Raw genomic sequence first — 23990 nt, forward strand, 5'->3', positions numbered from 1 at the left:
TGGACGCTCGCAGTCAGGAATCGGCCGTCGCGGCAGCCGAGTCTCCGGCTCTTGCCGGGCGTCCGCGGGCGCCCGGTAGCCGCCCCTTCCGAAGGAGGTGCCGTGGCTGTACCGCCCGATGCCGCGCCGGAGCGCGGGGCCGATCCTCAGGAGATCTTGGGAGCTCTCGGCGGCTCATGGCTCTGGGCCCTCGGCTTCGCCCTCGCGACCTTGCTGCCGGGCATCCTGGTGCTGGTCTGGCCCGCTGCGACGCTGCACGTGCCGGCCGTCATCGTCGGACTGCATCTACTGGTGGCGGGCGGATTCCGTTTCGTGACGGCCTTCTCCCGGGATGGTGACCGGGGCGGCGGCAGGGCCACCCGAGTGCTCGTAGCGGTCGTGGCCGTCCTGGCAGGGGTGCTGTCACTTCGGCACCCGCTGCAGACGATCGCCGCGGTGTCCCTGATCGTCGGGGCTTCCTGGCTGCTGTCAGGCCTGCTGACCGCATTCGTGGCGATCGCCGACCGCGACCTCACCCATCGGGGTCTGACCTTCGCTGCCGGCGCGCTCGGCTTCGTGGCCGGGATCGTGGTACTCGGCTATCCCGTGGAGTCGGCGGTGGCGCTGGCCCGGCTGCTGGGCCTGTGGCTCGTCCTGCTCGGTGTCGTCGAGTGGCGACGGCGTTCGCCCTTCGGGGGCGGCCCGCCGGAATGCCACAGCCAGCCCAGGCTGACCGCGGGGCAGGGCGTCAGTGCTGGAGCGCGACCTTGACGACCACGATGACCAACCCGAGGAGGAGATTGACTGCACCCGCGACCAGGATCAGACGACGTGAGGCGCCGGCGCGCACGGCGGCCACGGTCGCCCAGCCGACCTGCCCGGCCAGGGCGACAGCGAGTGCCAGCCATACCGTCGCTTGAACTCCTAGTCCGAGGAGTGGGCTCGTCGCCACGGCTACGGCTGGCGGCAGGGCCGCCTCGATGATCGGCCGCTCGTCGGCGCACACACGGCGGAACTCCTCCAGGCTCGGGGGCTGGCGCGCCATCCGGGCTCCGAGGAGGCGTGAGAAGACGTGCGCGGCCCAGAACACCACACTGGTACAGAGCAGCAGCAAAACGAGTTGCAGCCGCGGAAACGAGCCGAGCGTTCCGGCGCCAACAACCACGGAGGCGGCGAGCAGCGAGCCGTAGACCGCGCCGCTGTAGTCGATGTGGGCGGCACCGGCCGACGGGCGGGTCTGCGAGTCCTGCGCGCGGTTCCGGTGGGTCACATCCCCAGCGTCGCCGAGCAGACCGCGCTGCGCATGGTCACAGCATGCGACGGTCAGGAGAACCGACCGGCAGCTGATCTGCCAGGATGCACCAGCATTCCGTAACCGGTACCGCGCAGGGCACATCCACTACGAATCCCGCACAGGACAGCCGGAGTCGAGCGGGGTGCGCTCAGCCGCCCGCCGGGGCGACACCGATCGGGCAGGCGACGCCGGTGCCGCCGATGCCGCAGTAGCCGTTTTTATTGCGATCGAGGTACTGCTGGTGGTACGGCTCGGCCGGATAGAAGGTGCGGCCCTCGGCGGGGAGGATCTCCGTCGTGATCGGGCCGTAGCCCTCCTTCGTCAGGACCGGCTGGTACGCGTCGCGCGAGGCCTCCGCGGCGGACTGCTGCTCGGGGGAGTGGGTGTAGACCGCCGAGCGGTACTGAGTACCCACGTCATTGCCCTGGCGGAAGCCCTGCGTGGGGTCGTGGGACTCCCAGAAGAGCTTGAGCAGCGCGGCGTACGGGACGACCTTCGGGTCGAAGACCACGCGGACCGCCTCGGTGTGAGCGGTCAGCCCGCTGCACACCTCCTCGTATGCGGGGTTCGGCGTGTGCCCGCCCTGGTATCCGACGAGGGTGGTCCACACACCCGGGGTCTGCCAGAACTTCCGCTCCGCGCCCCAGAAGCAGCCCAGCGCGAAGTCCGCCACCTCGAGGCCCTCGGGGTAGGGGCCGAGGAGCGGGTTACCGAGGACCGTGTGGCGCTCAGGGACCGCGAATTCGGGGGTCTCGCGGCCGCGCAGGGACTCCTCGGCGGTCGGCAGTTGCGTCTTGTGGCGGTTCAGGAACATCGGGCGACTCCTCGGCGTGGTGCGTCCGCTTGGTGAACGCACCACCGGGCCGCAGAATTCCGCCCGGTTTCCGGCCGGACCCGGCGGGGTCCGGCGGGGTCCGGCGGGAGGGATGCGCCCCCGGTGGCCCCGCCCCCGCCCCCGCCCTCCCGCCTCCGCCTCAACGCGGCATTGTCGCCGGGCTGCCGCCCGACTGCTCCCAGCCCGCGACCGCCAGCGCGCGATAGGCCACGTACGCAGACGCCGGATCCGGGCCGTACGACCACGGCACCGCGCCCACGTGCCCGTCGACGTGCCTCAGCTGCTCCATCGCCTCCGCGTAGCGCTCGGCCCGCACCAGGAAGCAGACCAGCAGGTGCCGTATGTGCGGCAGCACGGGGTGGTCGGCGGGCACGGAGCGGGCCGCGTAAAGCGCGCCCTGGATCGCCCGGGTCACGACCTCGCTCTCGTAGAGGCCGCGGACCATGTTCACCTCGGGCAGGTGCTCGAAGACCGCGAACAGCGGCAGCGCGGGCAGCAGGCTCTTCTCGGGGGCCGAGGCCGCCGCGCTCTGCGCGAAGGCGTCGGCCTGCTCCTTGGAGCCGTGCCACTTCTCGCACCAGTAGTGGAGCGCCGCCATGTGCGCCCCCATGTGGTGCGGCGCGCGCGAGGTGACCTTGCTCCACAGCTCTTCGAAGTCGGCCTGCCGGTAGGCGAGCCCGCGGGCCACGGCCAGTTCCACGATGTACGGGGTGGGGTCGCCCGGTGCGAGCAGCGCGGCTTCGCCGCACACCGTCCGCGCCTCCTCCAGGATGATCCGGTACTCCTGGGAGCCGGGCCCGGCCTGCGACTGCCGCGCCTGCCGCACCAGGAACTCGGCGTGCACGACCGCGCCGCCCGCCTCCTTCGGGGCCTCCACTCGCCAGGTCCGCAGCCACCGGCCGCCCTCGCCCGGCGCCTCCGCCAGCTCCACGGCCGCCGCTCCCGCCAGCGTCTGCACGCGCTGCCAGCGCAGCTCCCAGTCGTCTTCTCCGGCCGTGGCGGCGAGCAGCTGTGCCGCGGGGTGCCAGTCCTGGGTGCGCCGGACCTCCTCCAGGACCTCGGCCAGCTCCGGGTCGGGGCCCGGGAGCCGCACGTCGAGCCGCTCCGGGGGCGCGAACCCGTACTGCGTCGGATCGATGGCGCTGCCGTGGCCGCGCAGCGCCTGTCTGCCGCCGCGCATCCGCAGCAGGGCGGGCACGACGAGGACACCGCCGATCATGATCAGGCCGAGGAGAATGATCAGTACGTCCATGAGGTGTCCCGTGTCCCGTTCCCGTGTCCCGTGTCCTGGTGTCCCGTGTCCAGGTTCCAAGCGTCCCGTGCGGTGGGTTAAGAGTCGTCGTCGTGAGGCGTCGCGGTGAGTCGTCGTGAGTCGTCGTGGTGAGTCGTCCGCTCCGGTCTTCCGTCTTCTGTCATCTAGTACACCGGAGCACGCCCAGGAGTTCCGCACCGCCGGGGACTACTCTCGGGCGCATGAGCGACCAGCACCAGCAGCAGCACGCGCATCACGCCGCACACCTCGGCTTCGAGACCCGGGCGATCCACGCAGGAAACGAGGCGGACCCGCTGACGGGTGCCGTCGTCCCGCCGATCTACCAGGTGTCGACCTACAAGCAGGACGGCGTCGGCGGCCTGCGCGGCGGCTACGAGTACAGCCGTTCCGCCAACCCGACCCGTACCGCCCTCGAGGAGAACCTCGCCGCCCTCGAAAACGGCCGGCGCGGCCTCGCCTTCGCCTCGGGGCTGGCGGCCGAGGACTGCCTGCTGCGCACGCTGCTCGTGCCCGGAGACCATGTCGTCATTCCGAACGACGCGTACGGCGGCACCTTCCGGCTCTTCGCGAAGGTCGTGGAGCGCTGGGGCGTGAACTGGTCGGTCGCCGACACCTCGGACGCCGCGGCGGTCCGGGCCGCCATCACCCCCCGTACGAAGGTGATCTGGGTGGAGACGCCCAGCAACCCGCTGCTCGGCATCACCGACATCGCGGCGGTCGCGGACGTGGCGCGCGGCGCCGGGGCCCGGCTCGTGGTCGACAACACCTTCGCCAGCCCGTACCTCCAGCAGCCGCTGGCGCTCGGCGCGGACATCGTCGTCCACTCCACGACGAAATACGTGGGCGGGCACTCGGACGTCGTCGGCGGTGCGCTCGTGGTGAACGACGACGCGCTCGGGGACGAACTCGCCTTCCACCAGAACGCGATGGGCGCGGTCGCCGGCCCCTTCGACGCCTGGCTGACCCTGCGCGGCATCAAGACCCTGGCGGTCCGGATGGACCGGCACAGCGCCAATGCCGCCCGCGTGGCCGAGCTTCTCGTCGCCCACCCCAAGGTCACCCAGGTCTTCTACCCGGGCCTGCCCGAGCACGCCGGGCACGAGACCGCGGCGAAGCAGATGCGGTCCTTCGGCGGCATGGTGTCCTTCCGGGTGGCGGGCGGCGAGCAGGCGGCGGTCGACGTGTGCAACCGGGCCGGGCTGTTCACGCTCGGGGAGTCGCTGGGCGGCGTGGAGTCGCTGATCGAGCACCCGGGGCGGATGACGCACGCATCGGTGGCCGGGTCCGCGCTCGAGGTGCCGGCGGATCTGGTGCGCCTTTCGGTGGGCATCGAGGCGGTCGACGACCTGCTGGCCGACCTGGCGCAAGCCCTGGGCTGACGGGCACCCCCGCCCCCGCCCCCCGCGCCGGCGCCCGCTCCCGCCCTCGCCCCCGTCGACCGGTCTTCACCAGCCTTCCAGCGGCGGCGTCGTGTCGACCGGCGGTGCGACCCATGGCTGGACCACCGCCGCCCACAGGGCGAAGGCCACCGCGGCCGCCAGCAGCAGCGCCCAGCCCACGGCCCGTACGGCCCTGCGGCGGGCCAGGAGCAGCTGCCCACGCTCGGCCGCCCGCGCCGCCAGGTCCGGCGGTACGACGGGATGCGGCCCGTCCAGCATCCGGCGGACCTCGTCCTCCTTGCGGTCGGGCAAGCTCACGGCGTGGCCACCTCCGGGCGGGGCGGCGGGGCGGGGCGGCTGCGCATGGTGGCGACGGAGCGCAGGCAGATCGCGCGTACCCGCTCGGCGGGCAGGCCCAGTTGGGCCGCGGCCTGCTCCTCGGCCACGCCCTCGTAGAGCCGTAGCACCAGCACCAGGCGCTCCTGCGGGGTGAGCCGGTCGAGGGCGCCTCCACAGGGGTGGCGGTGGCGCCGTGCGGTGTGGGCGAAGCGGGCGGCGAGCTCCTGGCGGGTGCGGTCGTACGGGTCCTCGCCGTTGAGGCGGTCCCACGCCGCGTACGTACGGGCCAGGGCGGCGGTCAGCAGGTGCTCGGCGGCCTCCGGGTCGCCGGTCAGCAGCGTGGCGGCATGCAGGAGCCGGCCTGCCGCGCCCGCGACGAATGCCTCGAACTCCCGGGCCCGGCGGCGATCCCGTTCCGCCCGCCGCTCTCGCACCGCGCCCTCCTGGTCCTCCATAGGACGGCAGGCGCGGGCCCGGGTCAAGAGGCAGGTGGCAGGCAGGCGGCAGGAAGGAAGCAGGCAGGGAGGTCGCCGGGGTCTCCCGGCAGGTCGTCGGAGACGGAGTCAGGAGGCCGACGGCTCCTGGACGGGCGCCGCCGCCATCCGCGCGGACAGCGCCTCATTGAACCGGGTCAGCAGGGTGCAGAAGACCTCCCGCTCCTCCTCTCCCCAGTTCTCTGTCAGCAGCGCCATCAGCTGCCGCCGCGAGGACCGCACCTCCTCCAGGCGCGCCTTGCCGCGCGCCGAGAGCTGCAGTACGACGGCCCGGCCGTCCTCGGGGTGCGAGGTGCGCTTGACGAGGCCGGTGTCGACCAGCGGGGCGACCTGCCGGGTGACCGTCGAGGAGTCGATGCCCATGCCGGCGGCGAGTGCCTTGACGCCCATGGGACCTTCCCGGTCCAGGCGGTTGAGCAGGAGATACGCGGCGCGGTCCATGGAGTTGCGGACCTGTCCGACGCCGCCCAGCCGGGTCTGCTCCGCGCGACGGGCGAAGAGGGCCACCTGGTGCTGCAGGTCGTCGAGAAGGCCGCTGTCTGAGGGCACTCCCCCTGGCTCCGCCGGGGGGACCCCCACCCCGCCGGTGGAAGTCGGGGGAGCGGTCGTCATGTCCGGAGTAGTGGGCATGGCCTGGGCTCACTTCGTGAGGACGGTCTGTTGGATGCGCACAGGGTACGCGGCCGGGGGCTTGCCCGTACCGGCCCGGGAGAATCCGGCGAACTCCGGTCGTACCCGGACCGCCGGGCCGGGCGGGAACTGCGAGACTTGCCCCATGGCAGCAACCCACGACGACCCCTCCGGCACGGCGTCCCCTCCCCTCTCCGAGATCACCGTCGACGAGGTGCGCGCGGCGCACAAGATCCTCTCCGGAGTGGCCCGGATGACCGCCATGGAGGGGAGCCGGCACCTGTCCGGGCTGGTCGGAGCCCCGGTGCACCTCAAGTGCGAGAACCTTCAGCGCACCGGTTCTTTCAAGGTGCGGGGTGCCTACGTGCGGATCGCGGGCCTGAGCGCGGAGCAGCGCGCGGCGGGCGTGGTCGCTGCCAGCGCCGGGAACCACGCGCAGGGCGTCGCCCTCGCCGCATCCCTGCTCGGCGTGCGCTCCACCGTCTTCATGCCGGTCGGCGCCCCGCTGCCGAAGGTCGCGGCGACCCGGGACTACGGCGCCGAGGTGCGGCTGCAGGGACAGGTCGTGGACGAGACGCTGCGCGCGGCGCAGGAGTACGCGCGCGAGACGGGCGCCGTGTTCATCCACCCCTTCGACCACCGCGATGTGGTCGCCGGGCAGGGCACGGTGGGTCTGGAGATCCTCGAGCAGTGCCCGGAGGTGCGGACGATCGTCGTCGGCATCGGCGGCGGGGGGCTGGCGGCCGGGATCGCGGTGGCGGTCAAGGCGCTGCGGCCGGATGTGAAGGTGGTCGGGGTGCAGGCGGAGGGCGCAGCCGCGTACCCGCCGTCGCTCGCGGCCGGGCACCCGGTGGCGCTGGAGTCGGTGGCGACGATGGCCGACGGCATCAAGGTGGGGCGGCCGGGCGATGTTCCGTTCAAAATCGTTGGCGATCTTGTGGACGAGGTCCGTACGGTCTCCGAGGACGAGCTCTCCAGCGCGCTGCTGCTCTGCCTGGAGCGCGCGAAGCTCGTGGTGGAGCCGGCCGGGGCGAGCCCGGTGGCGGCGCTGCTGTCCCGGCCCGACGCGTTCCAGGGACCGGTGGTGGCGGTGCTGTCCGGGGGGAACGTCGACCCGCTGCTGATGCAGCGGATCCTGCGGCACGGTATGGCGGCGGCGGGGCGCTACCTGTCGCTGCGGCTACGGCTGACGGACCGGCCGGGGGCGCTGGCAACGCTTCTGGGGGTGTTGTCAGTGGTCGACGCTAACGTCCTCGACGTGAGCCACGTACGGACCGATCCCCGGCTCGGGCTCACGGAGGCGGAGGTGGAGCTGCACCTGGAGACCAAGGGGCCTGAGCACTGCGCCGAGGTGCGGACGGCGCTGCGGGAGGCGGGTTACACGGTCATGGCGTGAGCCGCGGCCTGAGGCCCGGCTCTGGTTCTGAACCCTTTCAAACGGAAGCTATCGCGTTTCGCTTGAAAGGGTGTCGCGACATATCGCGTCTGCGGTATGGTCTTCTCCTGCACGGCTTCATCCAAGCCTTATGTCGGACACCACCACCCAAACTCCTGACCACCATCACTCTGGGAGAACTTCCATGCCAGGCGCCATTTACGCCGAAGGTCTGGTGAAGACCTTCGGCGACGTGAGGGCTCTGGACGGCGTCGACCTCGACGTACCCGAGGGCACCGTGCTCGGACTGCTGGGCCCGAACGGGGCCGGCAAGACCACCGGGGTGCGGGTACTGACGACGCTGTTGCAGCCCGACAGCGGCAGGGCCGTCGTCGCGGGCCTCGACGTCGTCAAGCACCCCAACGAAGTCCGCCGTGCCATAGGCCTCTCCGGCCAGTTCGCCGCTGTCGACGAGTACCTCACCGGGCGTGAGAACCTCCAGATGGTCGGCCAGCTCTACCAGATGGGCGCCCGGGACGCGAAGGCCCGCGCGGACGAGCTGCTCGAGCGGTTCAACCTCTCCGAGGCGGCCGACCGGACCGCCAAGACGTACTCCGGCGGCATGCGGCGGCGGCTCGACCTGGCCGCCGCGCTGGTCGTCAGCCCGCCCGTGATGTTCATGGACGAGCCGACTACCGGCCTGGATCCGCGGAACCGGCAGGCGCTGTGGGAGGTCATCGAGGAACTGGTCGCGGGCGGCACGACGCTGCTGCTCACCACGCAGTACCTGGAAGAGGCCGACCGGCTGGCGCACGACATCTGCGTCATCGACCACGGCAAGGTCATCGCCCGCGGCACGTCCGACCAGCTCAAGGCCCAGACGGGCGGCGAGCGCGTCGAGGTCGTCGTCCACGACCCCGAGCATCTGGCCACCACCACCGACATCCTGCGCGGCTTCGGCAAGGGCGAGACCAGCGTCGAGACCCACACCCGCAAGGTCACCGTCCCGGTGACAGGTGGCGCCAAGCTGCTCGCGGAGGTCATCCGCGAGCTCGACACCCGCGGCATCGAGATCGACGACATCGGCCTGCGCAGGCCGACCCTGGACGACGTCTTCATCTCGCTGACCGGCCACGCCGCCGAGGCTCAGGACGAGGCGGAGGCGGAGGCCCGTGCGAAGGCGGGTCCGAAGGCGGATCCCAAGAAGGCCGCCAAGGTAGGCGCGAAGGCTGACGCGCAGCAGAAGGAGACCGCGAAGTGACCGCCGTGAACGTGACCACCACAGCTGTGCCCAAGGCAGGCGGCGCCATAGGCCAGTCCGTCCGCGACTCGCTGGTCATCGCCAAGCGCAACCTGATCCGGATGCTGCGGATCCCCGAAGTCGTGATCTTCGGGCTCATCCAGCCGATCATGTTCGTGGTGCTGTTCAGCTACGTCTTCGGCGGCTCGATCAACGTACCCGGCGCCGGTCTCGACGCCGACGCGTACCGCCAGTTCCTGATGGCGGGCATCTTCGCGCAGACCGTCACCTTCGCCACGGCGGGTGCGGGTGCGGGCATCGCCGAGGACATGCACAAGGGCCTCATCGACCGCTTCAGGTCGCTGCCCATGGCGCGCGGCGCGGTCCTCACCGGCCGTACGCTCGCCGACCTCGTACAGACCGCGCTGACCGTCGTGGTCCTGGCGATCGTCGCGCTGATCGTCGGCTGGCGGATCCACGACGGGATCTTCAAGGCGCTCGCCGGATTCGGGCTGCTGCTCCTGCTCGGCTACGCCTTCTCCTGGATCGGCGCGCTGATCGGCCTGTCCGTACGGTCACCCGAGGCGGCCACCTCGGGCGGTCTGATCTGGCTGTTTCCGCTGACGTTCATCTCGAACGCCTTCGTGCCGGCCGACAACATGCCAACCGTGCTGCGGCATATCGCCGAGTGGAACCCGTTCAGCGCCACGGTGCAGGCGTGCCGCGAGCTGTTCGGCAACCTCCCGGCCAACTACCCGGTGCCGGAGGCCTGGCCGATGCAGCACCCGGTGCTCGCCTCGGTGCTCTGGTCGATCGTGATCATCGTCGCCTTCCGCACGTTCGCGGTGCGCAAGTACCGCTCGGCGACCGCCTGATGGAGCCTGCGCGGGTCTGACGTGATCGGGCCTGACGCGATCGAGCCTGACCTGATCGGGCTGACCTGAGCGGGAGTGGCACCACCGAGCCCCCGGCCGTTCTCCGGCCGGGGGCTCACCTCTGCGTGCTCAGCCCTGGTACGGCTTGGCGTCGAGGATCTTCACCGTCGCGGTGCGGCCGTTCGGCAGCTCGTACTCGGCGTCGTCGCCGACCTTCTTGTCCAGGACGCCGCTGCCCAGCGGGGACTGCGGCGAGTAGGTCTCGATGTCCGCGCTGGCGTACTCGCGGGAGGCCAGCAGGAAGGTCACGGTGTCGTCGGGGTCGCCGTCGAAGGCGATCGTCACCACCATGCCGGGGGCGACGACACCGGTGTCCGCGGGAGCCTCGCCGACCTTGGCCTGCTCCAGCAGCTGAGTCAGCTGGCGCACGCGAAGCTCCTGCTTGCCCTGCTCCTCCTTGGCGGCGTGGTACCCGCCGTTCTCCCGCAGGTCACCCTCTTCCCGGGCCGCCTCGATCTTCTTGGCGATCTCGGCACGTGCGGGACCCGACAGGTACTCCAGCTCGGCCTTGAGCTGGTCGTACGCCTCCTGGGTGAGCCAGGTGACGTTCTCGCTGGTCTGGGTCACAGGTGCTCCTCGTCGGTGCTGGGAATACAAAGCAACGCCCTACCCCGGAGCATTACGCCTTCACGAGTGGGCGAAACCACGAGCCTAACAATTCCGCGCGGAAAGGGGGAGGAGGAAAACCGCTAAAGGAGCATAAATGCAGGTCGGGGCATGGTTCGGATGCCGTTCATCCGGCGGTTGCGGCCTTGCAGCCGACCAGTTCCACCGCCGTCGCGCGCCGCGTCGTACGGACCGTCCCGACCTTGTCGACCCGGCCCCCGCGCTCCTCGAAGCGGAGGTCCTTCCAGCCGACCTCGGTGCCGTCCTCGGCCTGTGCGCGAAGGGTGCACACCCCGGGCGTGCCGGCGTCCTTGCGGACCTCCAGATGCACCTCGACGGCCGTGTCCGAGACCACCTTGAACTTGATCAGCTCGCCGCTGACGTTCTGGCCCGCTATGTACGACACACCGGACCAGGCGATCACCACGAGCAGCGCGGCTCCGAGCACCGCTCCGACGATCTTCAGCTTGCGGTCCGCGCGGGTGTCCGCGGAGCGGCCGTAACGCGCGGCAGCACGCTCGTCGCCCGTGGCGGTCATCGTCGTCCTCCCGCGATGCGGACCGAGGAATGTACGGTCCCTGGTTTCGGTCACTATAGAAGGCGCCTTCTCCGGACGGTGGAGGGGGCCGCGACCAGTGACTGAGGATCTGAGGATCGAGTCTTGACCGAGACCGAGCAACTGCGATTGATGGCAGTCCACGCCCATCCCGACGACGAGTCGAGCAAGGGCGCGGCGACGATGGCCAAGTACGTGTCCGAGGGGGTGGACGTGCTGGTCGCGACCTGCACGGGCGGGGAACGCGGTTCCATCCTCAACCCCAAGCTGCAGGGCGACCCCTACATCGAGGAGCACATCCACGAGGTGCGCGCCAAGGAGATGGAAGAGGCCCGGCAGATCCTTGGCGTCAAGCAGGCTTGGCTGGGCTTCGTGGACTCCGGGCTGCCGGAGGGCGACCCCGTGCCGCCGCTGCCCGACGGGTGCTTCGCACTGCAGGACGTCGAGGAGGCGGCGGGTGCGCTGGTGAAACTGATCCGCGAGTTCAGGCCGCACGTGATCACCACGTACGACGAGAACGGCGGATACCCGCACCCCGACCACATCATGACCCACAAGATCTCCATGGTGGCCTTCGACGCCGCGGCCGACCCGGAGAGATACCCGGAGGCCGGTGAGCCCTGGCGACCGCTGAAGCTCTACTACAACCAGGGCTTCAACCGGCCGCGCACGGTCGCGCTGCACGAGGCGCTGCTGTCGAGGGGCATGGAATCCCCGTACGGCGAGTGGCTGGAGCGGTGGAAGCAGTTCCAGCGGGCCGAGCGGACACTGACGACGCACGTTCCCTGCGCGGAGTTCTTCCCGGTCCGCGACAAGGCCCTGATCGCCCACGCCACGCAGATCGACCCCGACGGCGGCTGGTTCCGGGTGCCGATGGAGATCCAGCAGGAGGTCTGGCCGACGGAGGAGTACGAGCTCGCGAAGTCGCTCGTCGGTACCTCCCTCCCCGAGGACGACCTCTTCGCGGGCATCCGCGAGAATTGACCGCATGACGATCGCGACCACGCTCCCCTGGCCTTCGGCATGGGAGACCCCAGCCCTCACACCACTCGTCCCGCTCGCCAAGGAACTGGACGAGAACCAGGTGACGCCCGGTGTACTCGGCTTCATCGTCTTCGCACTGCTCGGCGGGGCCGTGTGGCTGCTGATGAAGAGCATGAACAAGCAGTTCCAGAAGATCGACTTCGAAGAGGCGCCGGTCGCTGCCGGTGAGGGTGAGCGCGGGTCGGACGGCCCGGAGGCCAAGACCTCCGGGCGACCGGCCGCCACGCCGAAGCGGGACTGACGGCGCGGCGCCGCGGCGGCCCGGCGTGGCCGCCGTCCGTGCCCTTATTGGTCCGTGCCCTTATTGGTCCGTTCCCTTGTTGGCGCGTGTCCTGTCTGCCCGTGCCGCTATTTGGGGGCCGCGGAGGCCACTCCCATGACTTCGCGGGAGTGGCGGTTCGGGATCATGCCGAGGTACCAGGCCTGCCAGCCGGTCTCCGGCTCCACGCCCCGCTCGAGTATCAGCACGTACGCCTCCGCGCAGTCCTCCAGCCTCGCGTCGCGCGTCCCGTGCGACTCCCGCAGAAGCTGGGCCAGCTCCTCTTGGGCCACCGCCGTGCCGACCACCGAACCGCCCGCGGAGGCGAGCGGCAGCAGCGAGCAGCGCAGGAACCGCGCCCAGTCCTCGCCCCGCCGGTCGCCGTAGCCCGCGAACAGCCGGCCCGCCTCGTCCGCCAGCGCCAGGGCCTGGGCCGTGCGGCCGTTCCCGGCGTCGACCACCGCCAGCTCGATGCACGACCACGCCTCGCCGTGCGCCACCCCCACCCGGTGGAAGTCCTGCCGGGCGTCCTGCAGCAGTTGCCGGGCGAACCCGCTGTTGCGCAGCGAACCCGTCTGGGCCGCCCGCTGGTCGCGGGTGACTCGCGCCGAGTGGTGCCGGGCGCACGCCAGCCCGTATACGTCCCGCATGCGGCTGAACATCGTGCGGGCCCGCTCCAGCTCCCGCACCGCCGCGCCGTGCTCCCCCCGCTCCTCCAGGGCCTGACCGAGGTAGTAGCGGGTCCAGGCCTCGCCGCGCGCGTCCTCGTTCTCCCGGTGCCGGGACAGCGCCTGTCCCAGGTGGTCCGCGGCCACGCCCGCGTCGCCGTCGACCAGTCGGGCCCGGGCCAGCTGCGTGAGGGCCCAGGCCTCGCCGCGGCCGTCGCGGGTGCTCTCGTACTGGTCGAAGGCCTGGCGCAGCTGCTTCTCCGCCTCCGGGACCTCGCCCATCCGCAGATACACCTGGCCGAGCTGGAAGTGCGCCCACGCCTGGCCGTGCAGGCTCTCGTTCTCCCGGTGCAGCTCGAGCGCCTCGCGCAGCAGCTCGAGTGCCTCGGTTATGTGCGCCCGGTCGCGCTCGACCGCACCCAGCGCGTGCAGGGTCCAGGCCCGGTCTCCGCGCAACTCGGCCGTGGACTGCATCGCCAGCGCCTCACGGAGTTTCGCACCGGCCTCGGGAAGGTTGCCCTGGTGGTGCAGGGTGATGCCCAGGTCGCGCAGCGCACGCGCCGCCCCCGCCGGGTGCTGCGCCTCGCGGTAGAGGTCGACCACCGACGACAGGGTCGTACGGGCCTTGTCCAGCTCGCCGAGCTGGCGGGCCGCCACGCCCGTGCGCCACTGCACCGACCGCACCAGCAGGCCCCGGTCCGCGGCCTTCGTCAGCTCGCTCAGCTCCCCGAGGCGGTAGAGGTCGCCGCGCAGCAGGCAGTAGTCGCACAGCGCGCCGAGCAGGTGCAGCACCGCGGACTGATCCACGTCCTCCGCGTGCCGCAGCTCCGCCGTGATGAAGCTCGACTCGTCGTCCAGCCAGCGCAGTGCCGCCTCGAGCGAGGTGAAGCCGTGCGGACCCACGGTGCCCTGCTGGAAGGCGGCGTCCGCGCGGGTCGACGTCTTGCCGTCGACCAGCCGGATCACCGAGTCCGCCAGCTCCGCGTAACTGCGGATCAGCCGTTCCTGCGCGGCCGAGCGCTCGCCCGGCTCCTCCTCGTCGAGCAGCCGGGCGTGCGCGAAGCCGCGCACCAGGTCGTGCAGCCGGTAGCGGCTGCCCCGGACGTGCTCGATCAGCCCGGCCCTGGCCAGGGCGGCAAGCTGCCGGACTGCCTCCGCCTCGTCGGTGGCCAGCAGGGCGGCGCCCGCGGCCGCGCCCAGGCTCGCCCGCCCCGCCAGCGACAGCCTGCGCAGCAGCCTGCGCGCGGTCTCCGGCTGGTCGGCGTACCGCAGGCTCAGGGCACGGTCGACCGGGCCCATCGGGCCGTAAGCCGTGAGTTCGGCCGCCAGGCCGCTCGGCGTACGGGCGCCCAGCGAGGAACCGGCCGCGCGCAGCGCCAGCGGCAGCCCTCCGCACAGGTCACGGATCCGATCGCCCGCCTCCAGGTCATACGGGCCCGAGGGCTGCTCCGCCACGGTCTTCAGCAGCTCCTCGGCCCCGGCCGCGTCCAGCGGCTCGACGGCCAGCTGGTGGACCCGCGCCGGAAGGTCCTCCGGCAGCTCGAGCGGATCACGGGCGGTGACCAGCAGCAGGCTGTCGGAGCGCTCGGGCAGCAGCACCCGCACCTGCTCGGGGTCGGAGGCGTCGTCGAGGACGACCGTGACCGGCAGCCCCGTCACGTGCTGGTGGTACAGCTCGCTCAGCCGCTTGACCTGCTGCTCGGTGGACGCCCGCTCCCGGAACAGCAACTGCTCGCGGGGCGCGCCCAGCCGGTTGAGCAGATGCAGCAGCGCATCCCGGGTGGGCAGCGGCGGCTCCCCGGGGCTGGCACCGCGCAGATCCACCACGCACGCCCCGCGGAACTGGTCCTTCAAGTGGTGCGCGGCGCGCACCGCCAGGGTCGTGCGGCCGGAGCCCGGCGCACCGTGCAGCACCACCACCGTCGGCTTCGTCTCCGTGCTCGCCCGCGAGGCGTGCACCCACTGGGCGATCTGCAGCACCTGCGGGCGCCGCCCGACGAACGGGCCGTCCTGCTCGGGCAGATGGCCGAACGACTGCTGGAGCACGCTCCGCCGCCGCGCCGCCGCGCTCTTGTCGCTGCCCCGCAGCTGAGGTCCCCGCCCTGCCGGCGCGGCCGTGCCGCTCGGGCCGCGCGCATGCGAACCACCCTGCGCACCGCCGCCGCGCCGCGTCGCGGCGGCCAGCATGCGCTGCTGGTCGAGGAACGGCCGGATGCCCCGCACCTCCAGCGCCGTCAGCCACTCCAGCCTCAACTGCTCCGCGCCGCCCGGCTGATTCTGCAACGCCGCGTCCCGCTGCGCCGACGGCCAGTGCCCCGCCGTCAACTTGACCAGCGCGGTCGCCGCACCCGCCACCGCCACGGCGGCCGCCGCGCCCACAGCCGTGCCCGCCGACGTGCCGTACCCGAGGTCCGCTCCGAAGGCGGCCACCGCCGCCACGACCGTCACCAGCGCAGGAGTGCCGAGCCGCTCGCGCGAAAGCCGCCTGCCCAGCGGCTGCCGGGCCGCTGCGGACTCGTCCAGCGCGCGCACATACGCGCCGTACTCCTCGGCCGCCGTCGCCGCCATATCGTCCAGCGCGTCTCTCGCCCGCCCCATCAGCAGCGACGGGTCCGTACGTCCTCCCCCATAGCCTCCGGCATGGGAGGTACCCCCGAACCGGCGCACCTCCTCCTCGATGGCGCGCGCCAGCAGCCGCTCTGCTTCCGCGCGGTGGCTGTCCCGCAGGACGGCCATAGAGCCCGAAGAGCCCGACATGGGCTTCCCCCTCCACCCGCGATCGTTCTCGACGGCCCAAGTCTTCCGCTTCTCAAGGTTTTCCGTCAGCCCTGTGGATAACTCGGACCTGTGGACAACTCGGGGAAGCCCGGCGGATGAGACAGGATGGGAACATGCCGAACCGACTGGCTCACGAGACATCCCCCTACCTCCTCCAGCACGCCGACAACCCGGTCGACTGGTGGCCCTGGTCCGCGGAGGCGTTCGCCGAGGCCCGGCGGCGCGATCTGCCCGTGCTGCTCAGCGTCGGCTATTCGTCCTGCCACTGGTGTCACGTGATGGCGCACGAGTCGTTCGAGGACGAGGAGTCCGCCGCGTACCTCAACGCGCACTTCGTGCCCGTGAAGGTGGACCGCGAGGAGCGGCCTGACGTCGACGCCGTCTACATGGAGGCGGTCCAGGCGGCCACCGGGCAGGGCGGCTGGCCCATGACCGTGTTCCTCACCCCGGACGCCGAGCCGTTCTACTTCGGCACCTACTTCCCTCCCCAGCCGCGCCACGGCATGCCCTCCTTCCGCCAGATCCTGGAGGGCGTACAGGCCGCGTGGGCCGACCGCAGGGACGAAGTCGGGGACGTCGCGGGCCGCATCGTGCGCGAGCTCTCCTCCCGCTCGCTCGCCCTGAGCGCCGCCGCGACGCAGCCGCCCGGCGAGGACGACCTGCACGCGGCACTGCTCGCCCTGACCCGCGAGTACGACGCCTCGCACGGCGGATTCGGCGGCGCGCCCAAGTTCCCGCCGTCCATGGTCCTGGAGTTCCTGCTGCGCCACCACGCCCGCACCGGCTCCGAGGGCGCCCTGCAGATGGCGCTGGACACCTGCGAGCGGATGGCCCGCGGCGGCATCTACGACCAGCTCGGCGGCGGCTTCGCCCGCTACTCCGTGGACCGCACCTGGACCGTCCCGCACTTCGAGAAGATGCTCTACGACAACGCGCTGCTCTGCCGGGTGTACGCGCATCTGTGGCGGTCCACCGGATCGGACCTCGCCCGGCGCGTGGCGCTGGAGACCGCCGACTTCATGGTGCGTGAACTCCGCACGCAGGAGGGCGGTTTCGCCTCGGCGCTCGACGCGGACAGCGACGATGGCACGGGCAGGCACGTCGAGGGCGCGTACTACGCCTGGACGCCCGAGCAGCTGCGCGCGGTCCTCGGTGAGGAGGACGCGCGGCTCGCCGCCGGATACTTCGGCGTCACGGAAGAGGGCACCTTCGAAAAGGGCACCTCCGTGCTCCAGCTGCCCGGCGAAGGGCTCGCAGATGCGTCCCGCACCGAGTCGATCCGGCAGCGGCTGCTGGCCGCCCGCGAGGAGCGGCCGCGCCCCGGCCGCGACGACAAGGTCGTCACCGCCTGGAACGGCCTGGCCATCGCGGCCCTCGCCGAGACCGGCGCCTACTTCGAGCGCCCCGACCTGACCGCGGCCGCCCTCGACGCGGCCGACCTGCTCGTCCGCGTCCACATGGACCAGACGGGCCGCCTCTCCCGCACCTCGCGCGACGGCACGGCGGGCGACAACTCAGGCGTCCTGGAGGACTACGCCGATGTCGCCGAGGGCTTCCTCGCGCTGTCCGCCGTCACCGGCGAAGGCGTGTGGGTGGAGTTCGCGGGCCTGCTGCTGGACACCGTCCTGCGGCACTTCACCGGCGAGGAAGGGGACTTGTACGACACCCCCGACGACGGCGAGGCGCTGATCCGGCGCCCCCAGGACCCGACCGACAACGCGGCGCCGTCCGGCTGGACGGCCGCGGCCGGGGCCCTCCTGTCGTACGCGGCCTGTACCGGCAGCTTCCGCCACCGGGCCGCAGTCGAGCACGCGCTGGGCGTGGTCAAGGCGCTGGGGCCGCGCGCCCCGCGGTTCATCGGCTGGGGCCTGGCGGTCGCCGAGGCCGCGCTGGACGGGCCGCGTGAGGTGGCCGTGGTCGGCCCGGCCGACGACCCGGGCACCGCCGAGCTGCACCGGACGGCGCTGCTGGGCACGGCGCCCGGCGCGGTGGTGGCGGTCGGTGAGCCGGGCGCGGACGCCGAGGAGGTGCCGCTGCTGCGCGACCGCCCGCTGGTGGGCGGCCGCCCGGCCGCGTACGTGTGCCGCGACTTCACCTGCGATGCGCCGACCGCCGACCCGTCGGTGCTGGCGGAGAAGGTGGGACTCAGGGCGTAAGGAGCGTCAGAGGGCGGGGAGCCGGGGGCCTCAGAGGACCGGGAGCCGGGGCCTTCAGAGGGTGAGGCCGCGGCTGAGGACGCCCAGCGATCGGTCGATGACCGCCGCCATGTCCTCCGTCCGGCCACTCTCGACCCAATGGAGCATGGCCTCCTGGAGCGAGCCGAGCACCGCCGCGGAGAACACCCGCAGTTCCAGGTCGTCCGCCGGGCGGCCGGTGCGCTCCGCCAGCACGCCGCACAGCATGCGCCCGGTCGCGGCATTGCTCTCGAACATCCGGGCCCGGATCGCCGGGACGTCCATCACCAGTTTCGCCCGGAGCGCCATCTCGTCCTGCTCCTGGGCGAGGTAGGTGCGCAGCGTCTCGAGCATCACGTACCGGATGGACTCCAGCGGCGGCTCCCCGGCAGGGCGCTTGCGCAACTCCGCTTCCATCAGCGGGTCGTACTCGTCGGTGAGGACGATGTCTTCCTTCGTCGGGAAGTAGCGGAAGACGGTGCTGGGGGAGACCTCGGCGGCCTCGGCGATCTGCTCGACGGGCGTGGCGTCGTACCCCTGCTCGGTGAAGAGCCGGTAGGCGGCGTGGCGGATCGCCTGCCGGGTCTTGATCTTCTTCCGTTCGCGCAGGCCGAGCTTGGGGCCCGGTGCGGTGGAGGCGGCAGAGGTTCGTGCAGGTGCCATGGGTGTCATTGTCGGGCATCGGCGCCCTCCGGGGCCACGGGCGGGCCGCCCTCCTCTGCGGCTCCGGCCCCATCCGTGCCGCGCCCGGCTCCGGCCCCATCCGTGCCGCGCCCGGCTTCGGCCCCATCCGTGCCGCGCCCGGCTCCGGCCGAAGCCCCGGCCCCGGCCCCATCCGCGTCCCCGGCCCCGACCCCCGCCTCCGGCGCCGTCCGCGGATTCGGCAGCAGGGCCGCTGCCAGCAGGGCCGCCGCCAGGGCCGCGACCCCGCAGACCAGCAGCACCAGATCCATGCCGTGCACGAACGCGGAGTCGGCGGAGGCCGCCAGCGCCCGGCTGCCCAGCCGCTCGGCCACCAGGTGCGCGGCGACCACCGAGTCCCCGGCCGCGTCGGCGGCCGGGTCCGGCAGCCCGCCGGTGTCCAGACGGTCCGTGTACGCGCCGGCCAGCAGGCTGCCGAGCAGTGCCACGCCGATCGCGCCACCGACCTGCCGCAGCGTCATCAGCAGGCCCGAGCCGCTGCCCGCGCGCTCGGCGGGGAGCGCGCCGAGGGCGGCGTCCATGGCGGGCACCATGGCGAAGCCGAAGCCGATGCCCGTGATGGACAGCCACAGGGCGGTGGCCCCGTAGCCGTCGCCCATGCCCGTACGGCTGCCGAGGAAGGCCGCGAAGGACAGCACGACCAGGCCCGCCGCGATGACGGGCCGCGGGCCGAAGGCCTTGGCCAGTGGCGCGCTGCCGCGGGCGGCGATGAGCAGCCCGCCCATCATCGGCAGCAGCCGGACGCCGGTGGCGAAGGCGTCGTAGCCCAGTACGGCCTGCAGGTACTGCGGCAGGACGAACAGCAGCCCGGAGAGCACGAAGGTCACCAGGGTGGCCGCGACCGTGTTCCACAGGAAGCCGCGGTGGCGCAGCAGCCCGAGGTCGAGCATCGGCCGCGCCCCCTTCAGAGCCTCCCGCCGCTCCCGCGCGACGAGAGCGGTCAGCAGCACCACCGCGCCGCCGAGCGCGCCGAGGACGATCGGGGCGGCCCAGCCTCGGCCGGGCGCCTCGATGATGCCGAAGACCAGCGCGCCGAGGCCGGACACGGTGAGCGCGGTGCTGAGGGCGTCCACCTTCGGCGAGGCCGGGTCGGATGTCTCGGGCAGCAGGAAGGCGCAGGCGGCGATGCCGATCGCGACCATCGGGATGTTGATCAGGAAGACCGCGCCCCACCAGAAGTGGTCGAGCAGCCAGCCGCCGACGATGGGGCCGAGCGGCATGCCGAGCGCGGAGGCGGCGGCGATGGCTCCGACCGCCTTGGACCGCTCCTCGGGGGCGAAGAGCGAAGGCAGTACGGCCATGGCGAGCGGCATGATCAGGGCGCCGCCGACGCCCATGACCGTACGGGCGGCGATGACCGGCTCAGGGGTGTCGACGAGGGTGCCGATGACCGACCCGGCCAGGAAGATCCCGAGGCCGACGAGGAGCATCCTGCGGCGGCCGAAGCGGTCGCCGAGCAGTCCTGCGGGGAGCATCAGGGCGGCGAAGACGACGATGTACGAGTCGGCGATCCACTGCTGTTCGCCCGTGTCGGCGCCGAGCTGTGAGGCCATGGTCGGCAGAGCGACGTTCAGGATCGTCAGATCGAAGCCGAGGACGAGCATGCTCGCGACGAGCGCGCCCAGCGCCCACCAGCGCCTGGGGTCGGGCTGCGCGGCCCCAGGCGGTGAGGAACCGGCCGGTGAGGAACCGGCCGGTGAGGATCCGGCCTGTGCCGGCACGGCCTGCGCGGATACGGCCTGTGCGGGCACGGCCTGTCCGGACTTCGGTCGTGCGGACTCTGCTCCTGACGAGGACCCAGCGCGCGCGGGCATGGCACACCTCCGAGAGTTGGCGTCAAGTGACAGTAACTCTCAAAAGATGCATGCTGTCAATCGTTCTCGCGGCACCGGGCTCAGTCGCGGCACCGGGCTCAGGTGTGCTGGTACGCCACCAGCGAGATCCCGACGTAGTGGACGACGAAGGCCGCCAGCGTGAAGGTGTGGAACACCTCGTGGAAGCCGAACCACCGGGGTGAGGGGTTCGGCCGCTTGATCCCGTAGATCACGCCGCCCGCGCTGTAGAGCACGCCGCCGACGATCACGCAGACGAGCACCGCGATGCCGCCCTTCTGCATGAAGTCGGGCAGGAAGAAGACCGCTGCCCAGCCCATCGCGATGTAGCAGGGCGTGTAGAGCCAGCGCGGGGCGCCGACCCAGAAGACCCGGAACGCTATCCCCGCAATGGCCGCCACCCAGACCGCCCACAGCAGCGCCTGCCCGCGGCCGCCCGGGATGAGCAGGATCGTGAACGGGGTGTAGGTGCCCGCGATGATCAGGAAGATGTTCGCGTGGTCGAGCCGCCGCAGCACCGCCGTGACCCGCGGGCTCCAGTTGCCCCGGTGGTAGAGCGCGCTGACCCCGAAGAGCAGGCATGCGGTCAGCGTGTATACGGCGCACGCGATACGGCCGCGCGTGCTGTCGGCGAGCGCGGTCAGGAAGACCCCGGAGATGAGCGCGGCCGGGAACATCACGGCGTGCAGCCAGCCGCGCAGCCGCGGCTTGACCGGTATCGGCAGGTGCAGCGAGCGCGAGCCTCGGCGTGGCGCGGATGGGTCGGAGTCGGGGGCGGAGTCGTCGGACGCGGCGTCGGGTACGGCGTCGGGCGCGGCGGCAGTCATGGCCGACATGCTACCTACGGGACCGTAAGTTACGCGCAAGTATCAAGTGGTGATGCTCACCAGTGTGCCCCCTGGACAGAACTCTCGTAGGGTCGGATGATCATATGAGTGCGGTCGGCACCGGATGAGCGGTCACGAAGCATCCGGGTCGCAGCCCCCACGGGGCAACTACCTACATAACGGACTTTCCCTGCCGCGGCAGGGGACCCCGGGTCCGGGGTGTCCATTCCAACCCTCAACTCTGTCGCCGGGCAGCGCGGTCCCGGCGCGGAACGGAGCGATCGTGGCGCGCAGCAATGCGGCTCCCAAGCCCCCCACCAACCATCAGGAACTGGTCTCCTGGGTCGACGAGATCGTCGACCTCACCCAGCCCGACGAGGTTGTCTGGTGCGACGGGTCCGAGGCCGAGTACGAGCGCCTGTGCGAGGTGCTCGTCGCCAAGGGCACGTTCAGGAAGCTCGACCCGATCAAACGCCCCAACTCGTACTACGCCGCCTCGGACCCGACCGACGTGGCGCGTGTGGAGGACCGCACGTTCATCTGCTCCGAGAAGGAGGAGGATGCGGGCCCCACCAACCACTGGAAGCACCCCGACGAGATGCGCGAGATCTTCGCGGGGCGGGAAGGTATCTTCCGGGGCTCGATGCGCGGCCGGACGATGTACGTCGTGCCGTTCTGCATGGGGCCGCTCGGCTCGTCGCTGTCCGCCATCGGCGTCGAGATAACCGACTCCGCCTACGTCGCCACGGCCATGCGCACCATGACCCGCATGGGCCAGGCCGTCCTCGACGAGCTGGGTGAGGACGGGTTCTTCGTCAAGGCCGTCCACTCCGTCGGCGCCCCGCTCGAGCCGGGCGAGGCCGACGTGCCGTGGCCCTGCAACAGCACCAAGTACATCTCGCACTTCCCCGAGTCCCGCGAGATCTGGTCGTACGGCTCCGGCTACGGCGGCAACGCGCTGCTCGGCAAGAAGTGCTACGCGCTGCGCATCGCGTCCGTCATGGCCCGCGACGAGGGCTGGCTGGCCGAGCACATGCTGGTCCTGAAGCTGACCCCGCCGCAGGGCGAGCCGAAGTACGTGACCGCGGCTTTCCCGTCCGCCTGCGGCAAGACCAACCTCGCCATGCTCGAGCCGACCATCCCCGGCTGGACGGTCGAGACCATCGGTGACGACATCGCCTGGATGCGCTTCGGCGAGGACGGCCGGCTCTACGCGATCAACCCCGAGGCGGGCTTCTTCGGTGTCGCGCCGGGCACCGGCGAGCACACCAACGCCAACGCCATGAAGACCCTGTGGGGCAACTCGGTCTTCACCAACGTCGCGCTGACGGACGACGGCGACGTGTGGTGGGAGGGCATGACCGAGGAGACCCCGGCCCACGTGACGGACTGGAAGGGCAACGACTGGACCCCGGAGAGCGGGACCCCGGCGGCCCACCCCAACGCCCGGTTCACCGTCCCGGCCGCACAGTGCCCGACCATCGCGCCCGAGTGGGAGGACCCGAAGGGCGTGCCGATCTCGGCGATCCTCTTCGGCGGCCGTCGTGCCTCGGCCGTGCCGTTGGTGACCGAGTCGTTCACCTGGCAGCACGGGGTCTTCCTCGGCGCGAACGTCGCGAGCGAGAAGACCGCGGCCGCGGAGGGCAAGGTCGGCGAGCTGCGCCGCGACCCGTTCGCCATGCTGCCGTTCTGCGGCTACAACATGGGCGACTACATGGGCCACTGGGTCAAGGTCGGCAAGCAGGCGGACGCGGACAAGCTCCCGAAGATCTACTACGTGAACTGGTTCCGCAAGGACGCCGACGGCCGTTTCGTGTGGCCCGGCTTCGGCGAGAACGGCCGCGTGCTCAAGTGGATCGTGGAGCGGCTCGAGGGGAAGGCCGAGGGCGTCGAGACGCCGATCGGCATCCTGCCGACGAAGGAGGCGCTCGACACAGGCGGTCTCGACATCTCGGACACCGACCTCGAGTTCCTGCTGACCGTCGACAAGGACGTCTGGCGGGAGGAGGCCGGACTGGTCCCCGAGCACCTCAACACCTTCGGCGAGCACACCCCGAAGGAGCTGTGGGACGAGTACCGCGCGCTCGTCGACCGCCTCGGCTGACGCCTCGCGGCCGTTCACGGCGGAGGGCGCCCCGGCTGATGCCGGGGCGCCCATGTCCTGGCGTGGGTGGCACCTGGGTCGCACGCCTCCGCGGCGCGCGGCCCAGGGCCGTCAGTGGGCCGCGGTCAGCGCGGGCGAGGCGGCGGCGGGGGAGGAGCCGAGGGCCGCGGCGTGCGCGTCCATCCGCTCGGCGGCGAGGATCGCGGCAGCGGTGTCTGCGCGGGACGCGGCGACCACCAGCGCCCGCCCGGCGAGCGCGTGAGCCCGCCGGTGCAGGGCCTCGGTGCGGGCCAGGTCCGCGCCGGACGCCCCGAGCGCGCCGTCCGAGCGCACCGGGCGCGGCGTCCGCCGCAGCCGCGCGACCTGCTCGGATATGCGGTCCGCCGCATGGTCGAGATCGGGTTCTGCCGAGGCGGAGGCCGCGCGCAGCTCGTCGGTCACGGCCAGCAGTGCGGCCAGGTGCCCGGCGAGCTGGATGTCCAGCTCCTCCTCCCGGGAGCGGTGCGGGAACTCCGGCTCGGCCATGGTGTGGACCGACTTGGTGCGGATCGGCTCGTACATGGTGGCCTCCAGCCAGGTTTAGGAGTCCATCCTAGCTTAGACCATGTCTAAAGTTCAGCTGAGTCGCGATCCGCTGTGGAAAACCTTGTGGCGGGGGGGGGGAGGG

Annotated in this window: 22 protein-coding genes; 9 read left to right on the plus strand and 13 right to left on the minus strand. The window is 71.8% G+C overall.

What is annotated here, in order from left to right; translation table 11 throughout:
* Nucleotides 1-102 precede the first annotated feature (102 nt).
* Complete coding sequence (locus ACTWQC_RS31700; RefSeq protein ID WP_443319292.1) at nucleotides 103-750, plus strand: HdeD family acid-resistance protein; 648 nt, start codon at nucleotides 103-105, stop codon at nucleotides 748-750.
* On the opposite strand, the gene ACTWQC_RS31705 is transcribed toward ACTWQC_RS31700, so the two are convergent.
* From ACTWQC_RS31705 to ACTWQC_RS31715, 3 genes are all read right to left on the minus strand, one after another.
* Nucleotides 728-1249, minus strand: coding sequence for a hypothetical protein (locus tag ACTWQC_RS31705; protein WP_443319293.1), 522 nt, complete (start codon nucleotides 1247-1249; stop codon nucleotides 728-730). The genes ACTWQC_RS31700 and ACTWQC_RS31705 overlap by 23 nt on opposite strands.
* A gap of 172 nt (nucleotides 1250-1421) precedes the next feature.
* Nucleotides 1422-2087 (minus strand): peptide-methionine (S)-S-oxide reductase MsrA, encoded by a 666-nt coding sequence (msrA, locus tag ACTWQC_RS31710; RefSeq protein ID WP_443319294.1) that lies wholly within the window; start codon nucleotides 2085-2087, stop codon nucleotides 1422-1424.
* Nucleotides 2088-2247: 160 nt separating this feature from the next.
* Complete coding sequence (locus ACTWQC_RS31715; RefSeq protein ID WP_443319295.1) at nucleotides 2248-3360, minus strand: hypothetical protein; 1113 nt, start codon at nucleotides 3358-3360, stop codon at nucleotides 2248-2250.
* A 221-nt stretch (nucleotides 3361-3581) separates the two neighbouring features.
* On the opposite strand from ACTWQC_RS31715, the gene ACTWQC_RS31720 reads away from it, so the two are divergent.
* The gene (locus tag ACTWQC_RS31720; protein ID WP_443319296.1) at nucleotides 3582-4760 is read left to right on the plus strand and encodes a cystathionine gamma-synthase; all 1179 of its coding nucleotides are present in this window, start codon (nucleotides 3582-3584) and stop codon (nucleotides 4758-4760) included.
* A 66-nt stretch (nucleotides 4761-4826) separates the two neighbouring features.
* Here the strand turns inward: ACTWQC_RS31720 and ACTWQC_RS31725 are convergent, their stop codons facing one another.
* The 3 genes from ACTWQC_RS31725 to ACTWQC_RS31735 all read right to left on the minus strand — a co-directional run bounded on the left by ACTWQC_RS31725 (nucleotide 4827) and on the right by ACTWQC_RS31735 (nucleotide 6223).
* Complete coding sequence (locus tag ACTWQC_RS31725) at nucleotides 4827-5078, minus strand: hypothetical protein (RefSeq protein WP_443319297.1); 252 nt, start codon at nucleotides 5076-5078, stop codon at nucleotides 4827-4829.
* Nucleotides 5075-5533 (minus strand): sigma factor-like helix-turn-helix DNA-binding protein, encoded by a 459-nt coding sequence (locus ACTWQC_RS31730; protein ID WP_443319298.1) that lies wholly within the window; start codon nucleotides 5531-5533, stop codon nucleotides 5075-5077. The genes ACTWQC_RS31725 and ACTWQC_RS31730 overlap by 4 nt, the downstream gene beginning before the upstream one ends.
* Before the next feature lie 129 nt (nucleotides 5534-5662).
* Nucleotides 5663-6223 (minus strand): MarR family winged helix-turn-helix transcriptional regulator, encoded by a 561-nt coding sequence (locus tag ACTWQC_RS31735; RefSeq protein WP_443319299.1) that lies wholly within the window; start codon nucleotides 6221-6223, stop codon nucleotides 5663-5665.
* Between the two features lie 145 nt (nucleotides 6224-6368).
* Between ACTWQC_RS31735 and ilvA the strand changes: the two genes are divergently transcribed.
* The 3 genes from ilvA to ACTWQC_RS31750 all read left to right on the plus strand — a co-directional run bounded on the left by ilvA (nucleotide 6369) and on the right by ACTWQC_RS31750 (nucleotide 9713).
* A complete protein-coding gene (gene ilvA, locus ACTWQC_RS31740; RefSeq protein WP_443319300.1) occupies nucleotides 6369-7619 on the plus strand; it encodes a threonine ammonia-lyase in 1251 nt (416 codons plus the stop codon).
* 184 nt (nucleotides 7620-7803) lie between these two features.
* Nucleotides 7804-8859 carry an ATP-binding cassette domain-containing protein gene (locus ACTWQC_RS31745; RefSeq protein ID WP_443319301.1) on the plus strand — a complete coding sequence of 352 codons (1056 nt, stop codon included), beginning with the start codon at nucleotides 7804-7806 and terminating at the stop codon, nucleotides 8857-8859.
* Nucleotides 8860-8864: 5 nt separating this feature from the next.
* Nucleotides 8865-9713 (plus strand): ABC transporter permease, encoded by an 849-nt coding sequence (locus tag ACTWQC_RS31750; protein ID WP_443319314.1) that lies wholly within the window; start codon nucleotides 8865-8867, stop codon nucleotides 9711-9713.
* Nucleotides 9714-9842: 129 nt separating this feature from the next.
* Here the strand turns inward: ACTWQC_RS31750 and greA are convergent, their stop codons facing one another.
* On the minus strand, nucleotides 9843-10340 hold the full coding sequence (gene greA / locus ACTWQC_RS31755) for a transcription elongation factor GreA (protein ID WP_443319302.1): 498 nt from the start codon (nucleotides 10338-10340) through the stop codon (nucleotides 9843-9845).
* A gap of 166 nt (nucleotides 10341-10506) precedes the next feature.
* Complete coding sequence (locus ACTWQC_RS31760; protein ID WP_443319303.1) at nucleotides 10507-10917, minus strand: DUF4307 domain-containing protein; 411 nt, start codon at nucleotides 10915-10917, stop codon at nucleotides 10507-10509.
* 150 nt (nucleotides 10918-11067) lie between these two features.
* Between ACTWQC_RS31760 and mca the strand changes: the two genes are divergently transcribed.
* Nucleotides 11068-11919: a mycothiol conjugate amidase Mca gene (gene mca, locus ACTWQC_RS31765; RefSeq protein ID WP_443319315.1), complete on the plus strand. Its 852-nt coding sequence runs from the start codon at nucleotides 11068-11070 to the stop codon at nucleotides 11917-11919.
* 4 nt (nucleotides 11920-11923) lie between these two features.
* Nucleotides 11924-12220 (plus strand): hypothetical protein, encoded by a 297-nt coding sequence (locus ACTWQC_RS31770; protein WP_443319304.1) that lies wholly within the window; start codon nucleotides 11924-11926, stop codon nucleotides 12218-12220.
* A gap of 107 nt (nucleotides 12221-12327) precedes the next feature.
* On the opposite strand, the gene ACTWQC_RS31775 is transcribed toward ACTWQC_RS31770, so the two are convergent.
* Entirely contained in the window at nucleotides 12328-15663 is a 3336-nt protein-coding gene (locus tag ACTWQC_RS31775; protein WP_443319305.1) for a tetratricopeptide repeat protein, read from the minus strand.
* A 134-nt stretch (nucleotides 15664-15797) separates the two neighbouring features.
* Here ACTWQC_RS31775 and ACTWQC_RS31780 point away from each other — a divergent pair, with 134 nt between their 5' ends.
* Nucleotides 15798-17840: a thioredoxin domain-containing protein gene (locus ACTWQC_RS31780; RefSeq protein ID WP_443319306.1), complete on the plus strand. Its 2043-nt coding sequence runs from the start codon at nucleotides 15798-15800 to the stop codon at nucleotides 17838-17840.
* Nucleotides 17841-17894: 54 nt separating this feature from the next.
* On the opposite strand, the gene ACTWQC_RS31785 is transcribed toward ACTWQC_RS31780, so the two are convergent.
* The 3 genes from ACTWQC_RS31785 to trhA all read right to left on the minus strand — a co-directional run bounded on the left by ACTWQC_RS31785 (nucleotide 17895) and on the right by trhA (nucleotide 21219).
* Nucleotides 17895-18530, minus strand: coding sequence for a TetR/AcrR family transcriptional regulator (locus ACTWQC_RS31785; protein WP_443319307.1), 636 nt, complete (start codon nucleotides 18528-18530; stop codon nucleotides 17895-17897).
* Entirely contained in the window at nucleotides 18527-20164 is a 1638-nt protein-coding gene (locus ACTWQC_RS31790) for a DHA2 family efflux MFS transporter permease subunit (protein ID WP_443319316.1), read from the minus strand. Before ACTWQC_RS31790 ends, ACTWQC_RS31785 begins: the two co-directional genes overlap by 4 nt.
* Nucleotides 20165-20472: 308 nt before the next feature.
* On the minus strand, nucleotides 20473-21219 hold the full coding sequence (gene trhA, locus ACTWQC_RS31795) for a PAQR family membrane homeostasis protein TrhA (RefSeq protein WP_443319308.1): 747 nt from the start codon (nucleotides 21217-21219) through the stop codon (nucleotides 20473-20475).
* 283 nt (nucleotides 21220-21502) lie between these two features.
* Between trhA and ACTWQC_RS31800 the strand changes: the two genes are divergently transcribed.
* On the plus strand, nucleotides 21503-23323 hold the full coding sequence (locus tag ACTWQC_RS31800) for a phosphoenolpyruvate carboxykinase (GTP) (RefSeq protein WP_443319309.1): 1821 nt from the start codon (nucleotides 21503-21505) through the stop codon (nucleotides 23321-23323).
* A gap of 111 nt (nucleotides 23324-23434) precedes the next feature.
* On the opposite strand, the gene ACTWQC_RS31805 is transcribed toward ACTWQC_RS31800, so the two are convergent.
* Complete coding sequence (locus ACTWQC_RS31805; RefSeq protein ID WP_443319310.1) at nucleotides 23435-23884, minus strand: SCO4983 family protein; 450 nt, start codon at nucleotides 23882-23884, stop codon at nucleotides 23435-23437.
* Nucleotides 23885-23990 lie beyond the last annotated feature (106 nt).

It is taken from the genome of Streptomyces sp. 8N616 (genome assembly GCF_052246385.1).
GTDB lineage: Bacteria > Actinomycetota > Actinomycetes > Streptomycetales > Streptomycetaceae > Streptomyces.